12 protein-coding genes are annotated in these 15,730 nt (G+C 32.1%); 5 read left to right on the top strand and 7 right to left on the bottom strand.

Features of this window, described 5'->3' with window-relative positions; translation table 11 throughout:
• Nucleotide 1: 1 nt before the first annotated feature.
• The 6 genes from pgaB to PHI38_RS02545 all read right to left on the bottom strand — a co-directional run bounded on the left by pgaB (nt 2) and on the right by PHI38_RS02545 (nt 7,634).
• Nucleotides 2-2,083 carry a poly-beta-1,6-N-acetyl-D-glucosamine N-deacetylase PgaB gene (pgaB, locus tag PHI38_RS02520; protein ID WP_299852365.1) on the bottom strand — a complete coding sequence of 694 codons (2,082 nt, stop codon included), beginning with the start codon at nt 2,081-2,083 and terminating at the stop codon, nt 2-4.
• An 11-nt stretch (nt 2,084-2,094) separates the two neighbouring features.
• The gene (locus PHI38_RS02525) at nt 2,095-3,102 is read right to left on the bottom strand and encodes an NAD(P)-dependent oxidoreductase (protein WP_299852368.1); all 1,008 of its coding nucleotides are present in this window, start codon (nt 3,100-3,102) and stop codon (nt 2,095-2,097) included.
• 51 nt (nt 3,103-3,153) lie between these two features.
• On the bottom strand, nt 3,154-4,170 hold the full coding sequence (locus PHI38_RS02530) for a M48 family metalloprotease (RefSeq protein WP_299852371.1): 1,017 nt from the start codon (nt 4,168-4,170) through the stop codon (nt 3,154-3,156).
• Entirely contained in the window at nt 4,170-4,892 is a 723-nt protein-coding gene (locus PHI38_RS02535; RefSeq protein ID WP_299852374.1) for a hypothetical protein, read from the bottom strand. The genes PHI38_RS02530 and PHI38_RS02535 overlap by 1 nt, the downstream gene beginning before the upstream one ends.
• A 33-nt stretch (nt 4,893-4,925) precedes the next feature.
• Complete coding sequence (locus tag PHI38_RS02540; RefSeq protein ID WP_299852377.1) at nt 4,926-6,215, bottom strand: CHASE2 domain-containing protein; 1,290 nt, start codon at nt 6,213-6,215, stop codon at nt 4,926-4,928.
• 96 nt (nt 6,216-6,311) lie between these two features.
• Nucleotides 6,312-7,634: a deoxyguanosinetriphosphate triphosphohydrolase gene (locus PHI38_RS02545; RefSeq protein WP_299852380.1), complete on the bottom strand. Its 1,323-nt coding sequence runs from the start codon at nt 7,632-7,634 to the stop codon at nt 6,312-6,314.
• A gap of 129 nt (nt 7,635-7,763) precedes the next feature.
• Between PHI38_RS02545 and PHI38_RS02550 the strand changes: the two genes are divergently transcribed.
• From PHI38_RS02550 to PHI38_RS02560, 3 genes are read left to right on the top strand one after another with little or no spacing between them, the layout of a single operon-like run.
• Complete coding sequence (locus PHI38_RS02550) at nt 7,764-8,318, top strand: LemA family protein (RefSeq protein ID WP_299852383.1); 555 nt, start codon at nt 7,764-7,766, stop codon at nt 8,316-8,318.
• An 8-nt stretch (nt 8,319-8,326) separates the two neighbouring features.
• The gene (locus PHI38_RS02555; protein WP_299852386.1) at nt 8,327-9,268 is read left to right on the top strand and encodes a DUF3137 domain-containing protein; all 942 of its coding nucleotides are present in this window, start codon (nt 8,327-8,329) and stop codon (nt 9,266-9,268) included.
• The gene (locus PHI38_RS02560; protein ID WP_299852389.1) at nt 9,265-10,044 is read left to right on the top strand and encodes an EI24 domain-containing protein; all 780 of its coding nucleotides are present in this window, start codon (nt 9,265-9,267) and stop codon (nt 10,042-10,044) included. Before PHI38_RS02555 ends, PHI38_RS02560 begins: the two co-directional genes overlap by 4 nt.
• Here PHI38_RS02560 and PHI38_RS02565 read toward each other — a convergent pair.
• Nucleotides 10,041-10,463: a hypothetical protein gene (locus PHI38_RS02565; protein WP_299852392.1), complete on the bottom strand. Its 423-nt coding sequence runs from the start codon at nt 10,461-10,463 to the stop codon at nt 10,041-10,043. The genes PHI38_RS02560 and PHI38_RS02565 overlap by 4 nt on opposite strands.
• Before the next feature lie 123 nt (nt 10,464-10,586).
• Between PHI38_RS02565 and PHI38_RS02570 the strand changes: the two genes are divergently transcribed.
• Together PHI38_RS02570 and PHI38_RS02575 are read left to right on the top strand one after the other, a co-directional pair.
• Nucleotides 10,587-12,215: a ShlB/FhaC/HecB family hemolysin secretion/activation protein gene (locus tag PHI38_RS02570; protein ID WP_299852394.1), complete on the top strand. Its 1,629-nt coding sequence runs from the start codon at nt 10,587-10,589 to the stop codon at nt 12,213-12,215.
• A gap of 94 nt (nt 12,216-12,309) precedes the next feature.
• Nucleotides 12,310-15,730: filamentous hemagglutinin N-terminal domain-containing protein (locus PHI38_RS02575; RefSeq protein WP_299852396.1), on the top strand; the 3,421-nt coding region annotated here is incomplete at its 3' end.

Below are 15,730 nucleotides of genomic sequence, written 5' to 3' on the forward strand. Positions count from 1 at the left end.
TTTAGTTATTTGGTGTAGCGTAACTCTGTGTTATATCGTGCATTCGCAAACTTTTTTTTGCAAAATCTTCTCTTATAACATCAGCATCAGGAACGTTTTTATACAAGTTATCAGGGTAGTATGCGATATGATGAACACCTAAACCATAAAGATGCTCTATCGTTTGGCTAAGCTCCTTTGAAGGAATTGCCTCACTCTCTTTTCTCCAATCTACACTTTGAAGTTCCATAACAGTACGCTCTAAGCCACACTCATCCTCTTTTACACGTTGTACGATGTTGTCATAAAACTCTCTGTGATTTTGGGCTTGTTCCATATATGGCATTGCCATAATCGCTGTATAGTCATATTTTTTTATTGACTCTTTAAGTGATTGAGCATACCACTCCTGTGCATTATCATGCAGGGCTACTTGAGCGTATAGATTGCGCGCAGTTTTTAATCCTGGTTGCTCATCTCTTAGTATTTGTGAGAGTTCCATCGCAAAATCATCCAGATACTCAGTTTTTAGTTTTGTCCATTTTGCAAACTGTGCTTTATTTGTTCTTATCTCAGTTACGCTTTGTGATAATCCCCATTTTTTGTACTGTGCTCTTGCTGCTTTACTATCATCTTCATAATCAGAGAGAGTTACATCATCATGAAATAGTATGCCATCTATAAAGGTTGATTTTGCCAAATCTTCATAAATCTCTTTGATAACCTTTCGCGCTTTTGAAGAAAATGGTGAGAGTCTTGGATATCCCATATTTAAGTGAGTTGGATCTACTTGGAGTGTTACAACCACATCTTTTGAGGCTGGGTTGTTTTTTGGTAACTGCCACGCAATCATAGGCATCCACGCATAGATTCTACTTACTTGTGTACGAGTTGCTATTTGCCAAGATACTCTGTTGAACAAATCAGCGCGCATTGGTACATTTCTATTTGGAAAATATACATAATCAGCTGCACCATTAGCATCAGGATCAGCAAAGGCTTGAAGATAGACCGTGTTTATGCCAAGTTTTTTTATACGCTCTAGTAAGTCACCAAGATTTTTTTCCTGTTGTAGTGGGTCTGGATCATAGATATAATCCAAATCTATATGCGCTGCTTTAGTAGTTCTTGCATCATCAGTAAAGTTAGCATCTCTTATTGCCATAGCTAGCTTTAAATCAGGAAGTGTCATTTTCCCCTCAACAAGTATACGTCTGAGTCCACTAAGTGGTGTTATCTCTGTGTTGCTACCATCATCAAGAGTTAGCCCAATGAACATTCCCAGTTTCTCTGCTATATTACTAGCTTTTTTATTGTAGTAACCATACGGCCAGACGATTATACGGGGTCTTTGTTCTGTATATCTCTTTAAAAACATACTGCTTTGGAGTAAATCATCATGTATGCGGTTCTTATAACTTGTCTCACTTTCGTATGCCTGTTTATCCTCTAACCACTCTCTAGCTTTGACTGCTGGTTGCTTGTTACCTTGTGGATTTGAAACTACCCCTTTATGCAAATCGTATGTATGACTTGCCATCTCGACTAAACCACTAAGAACCATCTCTTTAATCTCGTCTTGGCTTAAGAACTTACTTCTATCTATCATATGGCTATCAAAATCAACTCTCTCTTTTGATTTCAACCAGCTACCAACTAGTGCTACAACGGTTGGAATTTTGTATTTTTTTATAATTGGGAAAGCGTTTTCATAAACAGATTGGTATCCATCATCAAATGTAAGTAAAACAGCTTTATTTAGGAGTGGTTTTTTGTTTTTTCTAAACTCTATAATATCATCAACGCTAACAAAGTGATGTCCACTATCTATCAAAAAGCGTATCTGCTCTTCAAAATGCTCAGGCGTAACAGTATAAGTTGAGTTTAGTGTTTCACCTTTATTGGCTATTTCATGATAGCTAAGAACCGTAAACTCATTTATATTTTGATCTCTACTACACAGAGTAGGAAGTTCATTTGCCACAACTAAATTGGCTACAACTAACATTAACACAAAGATTAATTTTGACATTGGTTTTAACATACGGTATCTATCTCCAGCACTGTTTATATAGCTATAATCAAGTACGATATTGTATCCCAAATTTAATAGAACTAAAGTGGAGTAATAAAAACTCCTCTTTGTAAAAATGAGTTAATATTTTCAATACTAATAGCAATTATTCGCTCTAATGCCTCTTGTGTATTGTAAGCATTGTGCGGTGATAAAATCACATTTGATGAGCGAAGGGTTGAAAATACTAGCATCGCTTTTTGCAAATCCTGTGCTGAGAGCGTATCGTTTTTAAGATACTTCTCCTCTATCCAAATATCTTCTGATTCAAAAGTGTCAAGCCCAACACCACCTTGGAGATTTTTCAGACTTAACTGCTCTACAATAGCCTCTGTTTCTACTACATTTCCCCGAGCCGTATTTATAAGCATTGCAGAGCTTTTCATAAGAGATATATTGCTCTTGTTTATAAGATGAAATGTTGAGGGATTTGCTGGAACATGAAGTGTTACGATGTCACTTTTAGACAACAACGTCTCAAGTGAGACATACTTTACATGGGGAAGTTTTGCTATATCTGGATCTTCATGATGGGCATAACATAAAACTTCCATCCCAAAACCTCTTGCAATCATAACTACATGTGAGCCGATTTTACCAGTTCCAATGACACCTATCGTCTTACCTATAAGGTCAAACCCTTTTAATCCATCACGATTAAACTCGCCTCTACAGAGCCTCTCTATCATCGGTTTTATCCTGCGAGCAAGAGCTAAAATAAGAGTAAACGTATACTCTGCAACTGTATTTTGTCCATAACTTGGTACATTTGCAACGGCAATATTACGCTTCTTACACGCCTCTATATCTATATGATCACTTCCAGTTGAGCGGGTGATGATAGCTTTTAAGTGTCGGAGTTTAAGAAGAGTGTTCTCATCTATACATGAGTGTATAAAAGTACAAAGCAGGGTAGCTTGTGAAGCAAGTTCTGCATTATTTGCATTAATACACTGCTCAAAAAAATGTATTTGAGCATGATATTTCTCATCAATCAAACTTAGTATTATCTTTTGCTCACTTTTGGAGACCTCAACAAAAACTATCATACATTACCTTTTGAAATTTAGATTTTTATATATTTCATTTTTAAAATATATTTATAATGCAGCAGAGACTCTGTTTATATTTTCTATCCTTTTACTTTTATCTGGGTGATCTTCAAAAACAGCATTTACTTCTTTTGAAGCTTCAACATTATTTATATTTTCAATAAAATTTTTCACATGTATCTCTTTTTTATTTGGTATAAATAAATTTATGCTTCTAAGCCCACAAGCATCTGCTTCAATCTCTTGGTCTTGTGTATATAATTCAAAACTTTTTTTAATAACCATTGTGCTAGATAAACCTTGAACAAATTTTTCAGCCTTACTTGCATCTTGAAGATTTTTTATTAACTCAGTTATTTCTGTAACATTATCATATGTAGTGACTAATCTATACTGTATGTCCTTTGTTGAATGTCTTTTTGAAATATGCGCCAATTCATGGACCAATATAGTCTCAAATTTTCCATTTGCTATATAATCTTCGCTTATAAAAATATATCCATACGGAACAGACTCTGCTTTTTTCTGCGTTGATAATATATTAATTTTAATATCATAAGGATATTTTTGATTACTCTTCCCGATATAATTATTATACTTTATTAAAAAATCATCTAATTTAGTGTACATTTTTTTATATTTTAAATTTTTTGTTGTTCTTAAAACTACATCTCCAGAATTAATGCGATCTTGGTAGATTGTTTCTCCAAAGAGTTTTTCCACTTCTAAAGGAATCCATAAAAAATTTCTAGCAATAACTTTAGTGTATTCCCTAAAATCGTCACTTATCACTTTATTAGCACTCTTATCATCATTAATAAAGTTTAATATCTTCCCAGATTTAGAGATTCCATAAGTAGTTGAAACTTGAAATATCCCTTCTAAATTATAATCATAACTTTCAAATGGCTCTTTACATTCGCTGTCCACTTCTATACTACTTGATTTTCCATCCATACCAAGTGCTAACATGCCTTGCGACGCAATACTAGTAATCCCAGAAACAAAGTCAAATGCGTTGACTAGTATACAGGTTAAGCCCATACTCAATATAATTTTTTTCATTATCTACTAACCTCTTTTAAAATTAACTCTCTGTTATAATTTAACCCGTATTGATCATAAACAATGCTTTTTATTATTTTCTTTGAATTTTCATCTTCAATATTTTTAAGTAAGTTGTTTATCTCTGCTTCCATATCCATTTCAGACTCTTTTGTCATAATATCGAAACTTCCTTCATATTGAACTCCATCTATTTTAGCCATTACTTTATAAACTTTTGAATATTGAAAATATTTACTATTTAGCACAATCGCACTATCCACAAACTTTTTTTTCTCTATTATCTTACTTTTGTCATCTTCTAAAATCAATTCGATTGAATAATCTTTGCCTAACTCTATTTTAATATCTTCATTTGGTTTAATAATACTACCTATTGGAATACCTATATCTTTCATTTCTTTGGAAAATCTTTTAATGCCAAAAGATGTTTTTTGATTTTCGCTAAAAGAGAAAAGACGTTTAAAATTTATAGGATTACTTTCAATATCATCCAATGTATATGATTCTTTACCAAATATTTTTTTGCATCCAAGGGATAATTTGCTGATATAGCATATATTAATATCATCAATAGCTTCTATTTTTTTACAATTTTTGATAGCTACTGGAGACATAACTATGTCATCACATTTAAACTTACTAGATGATTCTCCCAATATTAAAACATTTGACGATAACCAACTAACCAAAGTTATAAATAAAAATGTAACTTTAATCATAATACCCCTTTTTGTACATATCTAATCACTTGCTCATAAACTACTTAATAAACTAAAAATACCAATTAAAACAAAAATAGTTTTTATCTTGAGCATAGATTTTACTATATCCAAACATTCATAGTCTGAATAACTATTTTCCTCAACTATCTTTTTTTCTCCCAACCTTAAAATTCCATCTAAGAACATACCTATCAATAATGGTACAGGATTCATCCACATGTATAAATTATGAAAAAGATACCCTGAAATATAAAGTGACATAAAGTAAAAGAATACTATAAGAGAAATAAGTTTTAGATTATTATAAAACAACATTTTTTTTGATTCTATATTTTCACGGCTATTTAAAAGCAAATTTAAAATATATCCAAAACTAAAGCCCATAATAATGTCATAAATAATAAGAGTTAAATATACATTTGATTTTTCGATACTATGATTTAAAGAATAATAAATTGCATTTAGTATTTCAACACCATATTTATCACCATAAGGCGTCAAATACGAATCACCAAAACCATAACTTCCTCCTAAAAAAATAACCTTATTATTGAAATTATATTTATTAATATCCTCAAAGGAGTCAATGTTTATTGTACTGCTATTTATTTTCTGATAGTTTATTGGTTTTTTTGTATATGATTTAGATTGCACTTTAAAAATATTAATAATATCTTCTATCTGATATTTGTTATTTTTAGTGTAATCACATAAATCTTCTTTTCTTATTTGATTATTTAAGATTAAGGAAACATGATATGGGTCTTCAAAATACTGAGAGACAGATCCTATCTCATTTGTAAGAAGAGGAAATGCAAACTTTATATTAGCGTTACACATCTCTTTTACCCAATTATATTTCAGATTCTGATTCTCTATTGTTTGAGAAAAAAAAGCAAATGGCAAAACAATATCTACATTACTCGAGTTATTTTTTAAAAGTTCGTATAACTTAGTTTTACTTTGTTGCTCTTTTGCCCCAAAATTATAATCTGGAGAAATATCTAAATCAAAAATGATACTTTTAGGACTTTGTTTAATAATTTCTTCAATGAAATAAGCTATTTTATCTTTATCTAGAGGTGTCTTAGAATTAAATCCTTTTTCAAATAGTTTATTAGTAATTAGAACTGCTATCGATTCAGTGCTGTCCATATATTCAGATTTATTATCATATGAACTCTCTACACTCTGCAACATTGCAGAATGTAAAAGATTAAAGTAGCCTAATTTATTATCTAAAATAAATATTATGCCATTCACAAAAAAAAATGAAATTGCAATTAATAAAAATTTTGAATTTTGAATTTTTTTACACACCAGTAACTCACCTATTTGACAAAATCAACTTATAATTAATAACATGTAGATTTAAAATTTTTAACATAATGTAACACTACTACTTGTATTCTCCACTTAAATCCCCATTCCATTTAGCTGATTTGCAACATACTTTGCGTGGTTGTCCGTCATACCAACTATATAGTCAACCACTCTTTGATACATGTTATAAAGGCTCTGCTCTTTTTTTGGTCTATCATCTTCCATAAGTTCTAACGCTCTTTTGTACCTAAAGGATACTTTACTCTCATCCTCTTTTTTATAAAAATCATAGGTTGCAAGTATAAGGTTATCAAGTAGAGTCTCTATGATGTTGTAAGCACCAAGCTCTAGCTCTATCTTTCTTTTTTCATTAAATATTTTTGAGCTTGCAAGCTTTTTTGCCTCTTTTATAGCGCTTTTATACTCTGTGTTTGTAAAACACGCTATGAGGTCTTGTGGCTGAGTATCACTCATGATTACATCAAAATTATCTTCAAATACTTCCATTGTATGAACAGCTAGATTATGGATAGAGATAGCAACAAGCCTTGAGACTTTTTTTATATCTGAATATCCAACATCTTCATATACTGCCTCAACCTCTCTCTCGCCACAGATGAGAGTAAATATCTCTTTTGTATCTTTTAGCGTTATGATTTTAAGCTCAACTGCATCTTGCAAATCAAGTAGTCCATAACAGATATCATCAGATGCTTCCATAAGGTATGAGAGCGGATGTCTTTTATAAGAGCCATCTATCTTTACAAGCCCCAGCTCCAAAAACAGAAGCTTAAAAAACTCTGCTTCACTTTGAAAGAAGTTAAATTTTGATTTACCTAGATGCTCACACCTAGCTGATGAGTAAGGATACTTTACCAAAGTTCCAAGTGTTGCAAAAGTTAGCCTCATCCCTCCACAAAAAAGATTGTTTTCTATCTGGCTTACCACTCTAAAGCTTTGTGCATTTCCATCAAGGTTTATAAAATCCTCAAGCTCATCATGCGAGAGCTCTTTTAAAAATGGCTCATCTCTATTTCTCTCAAACCACTCTTTGATAACCTCTTCTCCCGCGTGTCCAAATGGAGGATTGCCTATATCATGAGCTAAACAAGCAGTTTGAATGATATATGCAACATCGTAAGGATCTATCTCCATCTCAGGATATTTTTTATTCAAAAGCTCCCCTGCTCTAAGCCCAAGACTCCGCCCAACACTTGCTACTTCCAAACTGTGTGTAAGTCTATTATGAACATGGTCATTTTTAGAGAGTGGATGAACTTGCGTCTTTTTTGAGAGTCTTCTAAAAGAGTTTGAAAATATAACTCTGTCATAATCTTTATGAAAGCTGCTTCTATAATACTTCTGCTCTTCTTTTAGAGCGTAGTCTCGTTTTTTTGAGAGTAGTTTTTTAAACATCTTGATTCCCGCATATAAAAATATTATATTGTTATATCACAATTTCTAAAATATCGCTAATTAAACAAAAACAAAAGCTCAACTCTTTTTTGATAAACTACTACCCCAATAAACAAAAAGGATTATCCAATGTCAACTCCTATAATTATTATAATTGTTATAGCTATCGTTCTTATCTTGATGTACAACTCACTTGTGGCTAAGAAAAACCAAGTTGAGAACATCTTTGCAAGTGTAGATACAAACCTAAAAAAACGTTACGACCTTATTCCAAACCTTGTTGCTTCAGTTAGCAAATATATGGAGCATGAAAAATCACTCTTAAGTGAGATTACAAAACTTCGCGCAGAAGCTACAAGACCAGATATCAGTGATGCCAACAAAATAGCACTTGATGCAAAGATAAGCTCTGCACTTGGCTCTATCATGATAGCAGTAGAGGCATATCCAGAGTTAAAGGCAAATGAAAACGTAATGAACCTTCAATACACTCTTCATGAGATAGAAGAGCAGATTTCAGCATCAAGACGCTCATACAATCAAGCGGTTACAGACTACAACAACGCTATAGATATGGTGCCTACAAGTTTTATGGCTTCACTTATGAACTACAGAAGAAAGCAGGTCTTTGAGATTGAGCAGAGCGAGCGTCAAAATGTAAATGTTAAAGAGCTCTTTAGTTAGGCTTAGAGTTGAAAAGTATAAGTGAGCTTACTGATTTTTACTATAAATCTCTTTTTCCTACCTTAGAAAAACTAGAAAAAGATAGAAGAGATCTTAGTCATAGAATAATCATGGCTGGGGTCATTTTAACTTCTATTGCTATTGTTATCGCTTTTGCTTTAGGCGCCTTTTACGAGTTTATACTTATAGCTTATATAATCTTAGGCACTATTATTTATAAATTTTTAGCACATAGCTATATCAGTGAGTTTAAATATAGCGTTATACAACCACTTGTTAATGCTATTGACAACTCTCTTGAGTACTCGGCACCTCTGCATGTATCTGAGTATCTATTTGAGGGCTCAAACCTATTTTCAAAGCCAGATAGAGTAAGAGGAAATGACTATGTCAAGGGTAGGATAGATGGTATAAACATAGAGTTCTCAGACCTACATGCCGAGATGAAAACTCAAAACTCAAAAGGCAAAGATAACTGGGTAACTCTCTTTAAAGGGCTTTTCATAGTTGCAGAGTTTAACAAAAACTTCTCTTCTCAAACAGTAGTTCTACCAGATAGTGCCCAGAGTGTATTTGGGGATTTGATTGGGCATTGGCTTCAGTCAAACAACGTCTCAAGAGATGAGTTAGTTAAGATGGATAACCCTGAGTTTGAATCAGCCTTTGTAGTTTACTCAAACGATCAAATAGAAGCTAGATATATCCTCTCGCACTCACTTATGGAAAAACTGCTATCATTTAAGAACAAATCAACTCGGCCAATACATACCTCTTTTAGGGCAAATCATATTTATATGGCGATAAGCTATGATAAAGACCTCTTTGAGCCATCAATCTTTCGCTCACTTTTAGAGCATAAAGTAGCTATGGAGTATGTAAAAACTCTGCACCTTGCCGTTGGCATAGTAGAAGAGTTAAAGTTAAACCAAAAATTATGGAGCAAAAGATGAGTGAAAAAGAGATAGTTTTAAGAAGTATAAAAGATCTACTAACACCAAAAATGCTCAAATACTCCATCGTGCCATTTGTACTAAGTTTGGTAGTTTTGTACATAGTTTTTTTTATAATCGCTAGTATGGGCGTAGAGCAATTAGGCACACTGAGTGTTGAGAGCTCTCAAACTACACTACAGAGTGGAGTGCCTCATACAGAGAGCTTTAATGCTACTATAGTTGGCTCATCTATTGTAAAATTTTTGATGCACTATGCCATAACGTCATGGCTTGTTACATTTTTCATCTATGCGATAGGCACTTTTTTAGCTATCTACTTCTCTATCTTTTTAGCAGTTATCATTATAGGGTTTTTAACCCCTTTTGTTTTAGCAGAGCTTCAAAGAAGGTCATACAGTGATGTTGCCATGATTGGCCATTCAAACCTTCTCTACTCTTTATTTTTACTGCTAAAATCAACGCTTATTATGGTTTTGCTCTTTATACTTCTTATACCGTTTTACTTTATTCCGTTTTTAAACATCATCGCACTAAACCTTCCAATGTACTACTTTTTTCACAAAATGCTCATCTTTGATATATCTTCAAGTATCTGTACAAAAGAAGAAGCAAAAGAGATAGCTTACTTTAAAGCTAGTAGTTTAAGAACAAAAACAGCGCTTCTCTACCTTATATCTCTTATACCTTTTGCGATATTTTTTGTAGCGATATTTTTTGTTATATATTTAGGACACACATACTTCTTAGCAACAAGAGAGCTTAGAGAGCGTTAAGGGGCACTTTTTATCTCCATATCACTAAGCATCTCTTTTATCAAAGGCTCAAAAAGCGCTCTACTCTTCTCACCCTTATAATCTTTGTAAGCGTTATATAATTTTTTATCTCTGTAATAAAGCTCTATGGAGACCAACCCATCAAAACTATAATCAGATGAAGTTTTTGAGAGTGGATTTGTACACGTCCCTTTGTAGTCTCTATGCTCAACCCTTAGCCTATACTCAGAACTCCCCACCAAAAACCCTCGGCTCTTCATTATCTCGCTAACACTCTCTTTAGAAAACTCATCACTAGCAATAATCTCTACTCTCTTAATCTCAGAGCCGATTTTGCTTTTATCATAAATATTTGTATACATAGTTCCATCGCACCCAACAAAGAGGAGTAACAATATAAATAAAAGTATGTTTTTCATTCCTACTCTTCGACGAATTAAAATCTTTCACATATTACTGAAATGTATATTTAGTGCAAGTTAAGTGCTTTTTAAATATTTCCAAAGTACTCTAACGAAATTTGTTATTTAAAGTAGAATTATATGAAGCATATCTTTTTTTTATTGTTTATTGTCTATACGTTATTTGCACTTACGCAAGATGAAATGAATAATCTTTACGAACAGAACTCTCTTCAAAATAGAGTTCTAGAAAATGAGCAAAAACGTCGTTTTGAGGAAGATCAACAAAAAAGCAAAGATAACATCGATAAAATTAAACCAGATAAACTTGAAATGCAAGAGTCTGAAGATAAAAAAAAATGCATTTTCATCAATGATATAATAATTGATAAATCTAATATTTTAGAGACTAAAGAGTTAGAAAAAATAAAAAAACCTTATTTAAATAAATGTAATACGATAGAAGATTTAAATAATTTTACCAAAGAAATTTCCAACATGTACATCTCTAGAGGGTTCATTACAAGTAGAGCTTATTTAAAATTACAAGATTTATCAGATGGGGTTATAAATATATCTCTGCTTGAGGGAAAAATAAAAGCAGTAAAAAACAGAGATTTATATATTTCAAATATATATGATGATTTAGAGGGAAATGTTTTAAATTTGCAAGATTTAGAAACTGGTATTAAACAGCTTGAAAGATTGCGCTCTCAAGTAGTAAAATTGGACTTAAAGCCAAGCGATGAAGTTGGCTATACTGATGTACTTATATCAAAAGAGGCTGGATATAGTAATTATAATGGTTATGCAAGTGTAAATAATTATGGTAGTGACGCAACAGGCAAGAATCAAGTTACTGCTTATCTGAGTTATGAAAACTTGTTTGGTATAAATGATACTATTAGCGTATCTATTAACACAACAGATAATGTTTTTAAAACTAGCGACAATATTTTAGCGACATCATTATCTTATTCGCTACCCTATTTTAAAAACTACTTTACTCTCTCTTTATCTACATTTAAATATAAACAGACAATTTATGACCAATTCGATAGCACTCTCCTTTCCGAAGGCTCAAGCGACATTTTTACATTGTCTGATGAGTATATACTTTATAGCTCTAAAAAACATTCGCTTAATTTTATAGCTAAACTTAACAGAAAAAACAATAAAAACTATTTAAGTGACACTCTTATTGAGTTGCAGAGTTATAATTTAACTTCGTCTAGTTTTGGATTTTCTTATATTTATTATGGGGAAGGCTCTTATTTTAGTAGTGAATTATTGATGCATAAAAGTTTAAGTAGCAATATAGACTTCACAAAATATACCCTAGATTTTAGCTATACAAAATATTTTCAACATGAGTTGCAACCTAAGATAAATACAGTGATACATACACAATACACAGGTTATGATGTGTATGCTACAGAGCAGTTGTCAATCGGAGGACCTTATAGTGTTAGAGGGTTTAAAGATGGCGGTATCAATGGCTTTAAAGGCGGTTACATAAGAAATGACTTTCAAATTACAAAAAATATTTCAAATATATCATTCTCACCTTATTTAGGTCTTGATTATGGTTACATAAAAGCAACCAACGGTGTAGAAGGTGGAACTATAGTTGGTAGTTCTGTTGGACTTAAGATTGCTTATTTAAACAACTTATTTGAAATACACTATAACAAAAAGTTACAAAATACACCAGAAACAAAAATAAAGAACGATAATTTTATAGGATTCTCCTATTCTTATATTTTCTAATTAATTTTATTGTATTATGTTTTTTATGAAAATAATAAGAAATGTATTTAAACAAATTACATCATTTATAGTTTCAGTTGTATTGGTTTTTCCTATGTCACTATCAGCAATAGAACCAGTAGTAGTCGATAGTGCCTCAGCTACAAAATATCAAGCAAATTTTGAAACAGCAAGAAACGGTGTGCCTATTATAAACATTGTAAAACCAGATGCGTCAGGTCTTTCGCATAATAAGTTTTTGAATTACAATGTTGAGAAGCAGGGACTTATACTAAACAACTCTAATCAACTCCAAGTAACAACTCAACTTGGAGGAGTAATTTATGGTAATACTAACTTAGCAAATGCAAATAGTGCTAGTAGAATTTTAAATGAAGTAACTAGCTTAAATAAATCGACATTAGCAGGCTACACGGAAGTAGCAGGGAGCAAAGCTAGTGTAATAATCGCAAATCCTAATGGTATCTTTGTAAAAGGTGGTGGATTTATAAACACTCCAAAAGTTACTCTTACTACGGGTGTACCTCAATTTACTGCTGATCAATTAAGAAGTTACAAAATCACACAAGGCATTATTGAGATAGGTGATGAGAATTTTAATATAGAAAATATTGATAAACTTGATCTATATGCTAAAGCACTAAAATTTAACTCTAAAATATATGCAAAAGATGTAAATATCATAACAGGTACTAATGATATATCTATAGATGGCGTAGTAACTCCAATAAATATGACAAATAACGATCTTTTTTCTTTAGATTCTACAGCTTTAGGCGGTATATATGCCGACAAGATAAGACTTATCGGGACGAGTAGCGGTATTGGTGTAAATCTACCTGCTGAGATAATAGCAAAAGATGACATTATTATTAGTTTGGATGGTCAATTAACTTTTAAAAAACTACTTTCAAATGGCAGCATAAATATAAAATCAAACGCTATCAATGTTGTGGACGCAACGGCAGAATCATATAAAGATCTCTCTTTAGATGCATCGGATATACTTGTAAACAACTCAAATCTAAGCAGTTCTAATAATGTATATATAAATACAAATGATTCTCTAGAAATAAAAAGCGACTCAAAACTTACTGCTAAAAATAACTTAAGCATATTTGCACATAATCAAAATTTAGAGCTAAGTAACGTTCTGCTAAGTTCTGATAACTCAATGAATATAGAAACAAAATCTTTAATAAATAATATTGGTCTACAAGCTAATGGTGATTTGAGTGTAAAAACCATAAATGGTAATTTAGTAAACAACAAACTTTTACAATCTCAAAAAAATTTAACTCTAAATATAAATGGAGACATTGTAAATACGGCGGCAATCGTATCTTTAAACGATATGAAAGTTTATGCAACCAATCTTACAAACTATAACACAATATATAGCGCACAAAACATGAATATACATGTTGATAATCTATTACTTAACAAAACAGATGCTACAAAAGTATCAGACATAGACAATGCACGATTATACGCTGTTGAGAACATGCTTTTATCTAAAGATGAATCATTGCAAAATATTAATGAAGTGCAAAATTACAAAGGTATTATCCAAACTCAAAAAGGGAATATAAATATATTTGCAGATACTCTTAAAAATATCACTGATACAACAGAAAAGGTAGTAGAAGTTCAAAGCACAGAGTCAATATATAACAGTGCATGGTGGCATGAATACCTTAGAGGGTCAATATACACATATATAGACAAAAATGAGAAGTTCTCACCAGCTCCGGATAAATTTTCCTCTATTGCCTCTGCAAATAATTTAAGTATATATTCTAATAATTTGTTTAACTACCTAAGTGATGTTTCCGCACAAAATGACATAAACTTAGCGGTAACAAATATTTCAAATGATAGTGAAAAGCTATATAGTACGCAGACGACAGAGATTCAAATATATAACTGCTATTCTGCATGTTATAGTAGCAAGAGTTCCAATCCAAGTTTTAGATGGGAAAACTACGGATCACCAACAACGGTAGTGACTGGGGAGATAGGCTCTTTGGATGCAACCATATCGGCTGGAAATAATATCATTGGTGATATCACAAACTTAGAAAATGTAACCGCTCATGCAGCTATATCACAGAGTGATATATTTACAGATGTAATCACTACTAAAAATAGTACTAGATATATAGATAAAGAGGACTATGTTACACCGACAAACCCATATGGCTTATTTGTAAAAAGCACTAAGCATGAGTATTTGATAGAATCAAACCCTTTATATACTGATATATCTAATTTTATAGGTAGTGAATACTTTTTAAACAAGATGGGGTACGACGGTGACGCTATATCTAAAAGACTTGGTGATGCGATGTATGAAACTAATCTGGTAAAAGATAGTATCAAGCGCTTAAGCGGCAAAGAACACAAAGAGATAACCTATGTCTCCCTGATGGATAATGCAGTTGAAGTATCACAAAGTGTTGATTTAAAACTGGGCAAAGCACCTACTGCTGAACAGTTGGCGAGTATAGATAAAGATATAGTATGGATGGAGACAAGGATAGTTGATGGAGAAGAAGTTCTAGTACCTGTTGTTTATTTAGTAGACAACTCTAATAAATCTAGCGGTTCAGTTATCTCAGCTGGTAATGAACTTAATCTAAATGTAGAAAACTCTATAACAAACTCAGGAGAACTTGTAGCTGAGAATAACTTAAATATTTCAGCAGATAGTATAAAAAATGAACAAGGGACCATCTCCTCAAACGCTGATACAACTATAAACTCTGAGACATCTATAAAAAATATTGCAAGCCTAATCACAGCTGCAGGAACTATAAACATAAAAGCCAAAGAAGATATAACTAACTCAAATGGCTCAACTATTTCAGGTAAGTCTGTTAATATAGAATCTACCGATGCAAGTGTAATAAATGAGACAAACACTAAGACAACAGTAGTAAAAAATGACGCTAATGGAAATAAGTATGAAGTTATAACTACACAAGTAGGCACTGAGAGTAAGATAGTCTCAAACGATGGCAATATCTTTATAAAAGCAAAAGATAACATCAAAAACAGTGCTGCAAACATAAGTGCGACAAATGGAGATATAAACCTTGTAACTACCGATGGAAATATAGAACTAAACTCAAAAGAACTTACTGATAAAGCAGACTTCTCAGCTGGAAGAAGCTTCACAAAAACAGACAACACACAACATATAAGCTCACAGCTAAATGCAGATTCAATTAACTTACAAAGTGGTTCTGACATACAAGTAAAAGCATCAAATATAACTGCTAAAGATAGCATTACTCTAAATGCAAACAAAGAGATAAACATTCTAGCAGTAAATGACATAGATTATAAAGATGTGCAGAGTTATAAAAAAGGTAACTTTGGCTCCTCAAAATCTAAAAGAGATATGACATATAAAGAGAGTGTAGTAAGCTCACAGCTAAATGCAAATGATATATCTTTAACCTCTAGTGGCGATATAAATCTACAAAGTGCAAACATAAACGCTAAAAAAG

Origin of the sequence: Sulfurimonas sp. (assembly GCF_028694895.1) — a bacterium.
GTDB lineage: Bacteria > Campylobacterota > Campylobacteria > Campylobacterales > Sulfurimonadaceae > Sulfurimonas.

Coding starts and splice junctions, on each gene's coding strand:
- PHI38_RS02525 (WP_299852368.1), bottom strand. CDS start 3,102: ATGATAGTTTTTGTTGAGGTCTCCAAAAGTGAGCAAAAGATAATACTA.
- PHI38_RS02530 (WP_299852371.1), bottom strand. CDS start 4,170: ATGAAAAAAATTATATTGAGTATGGGCTTAACCTGTATACTAGTCAAC.
- PHI38_RS02535 (WP_299852374.1), bottom strand. CDS start 4,892: ATGATTAAAGTTACATTTTTATTTATAACTTTGGTTAGTTGGTTATCG.
- PHI38_RS02545 (WP_299852380.1), bottom strand. CDS start 7,634: ATGTTTAAAAAACTACTCTCAAAAAAACGAGACTACGCTCTAAAAGAA.
- PHI38_RS02550 (WP_299852383.1), top strand. CDS start 7,764: ATGTCAACTCCTATAATTATTATAATTGTTATAGCTATCGTTCTTATC.
- PHI38_RS02560 (WP_299852389.1), top strand. CDS start 9,265: ATGAGTGAAAAAGAGATAGTTTTAAGAAGTATAAAAGATCTACTAACA.
- PHI38_RS02565 (WP_299852392.1), bottom strand. CDS start 10,463: ATGAAAAACATACTTTTATTTATATTGTTACTCCTCTTTGTTGGGTGC.
- PHI38_RS02570 (WP_299852394.1), top strand. CDS start 10,587: ATGAAGCATATCTTTTTTTTATTGTTTATTGTCTATACGTTATTTGCA.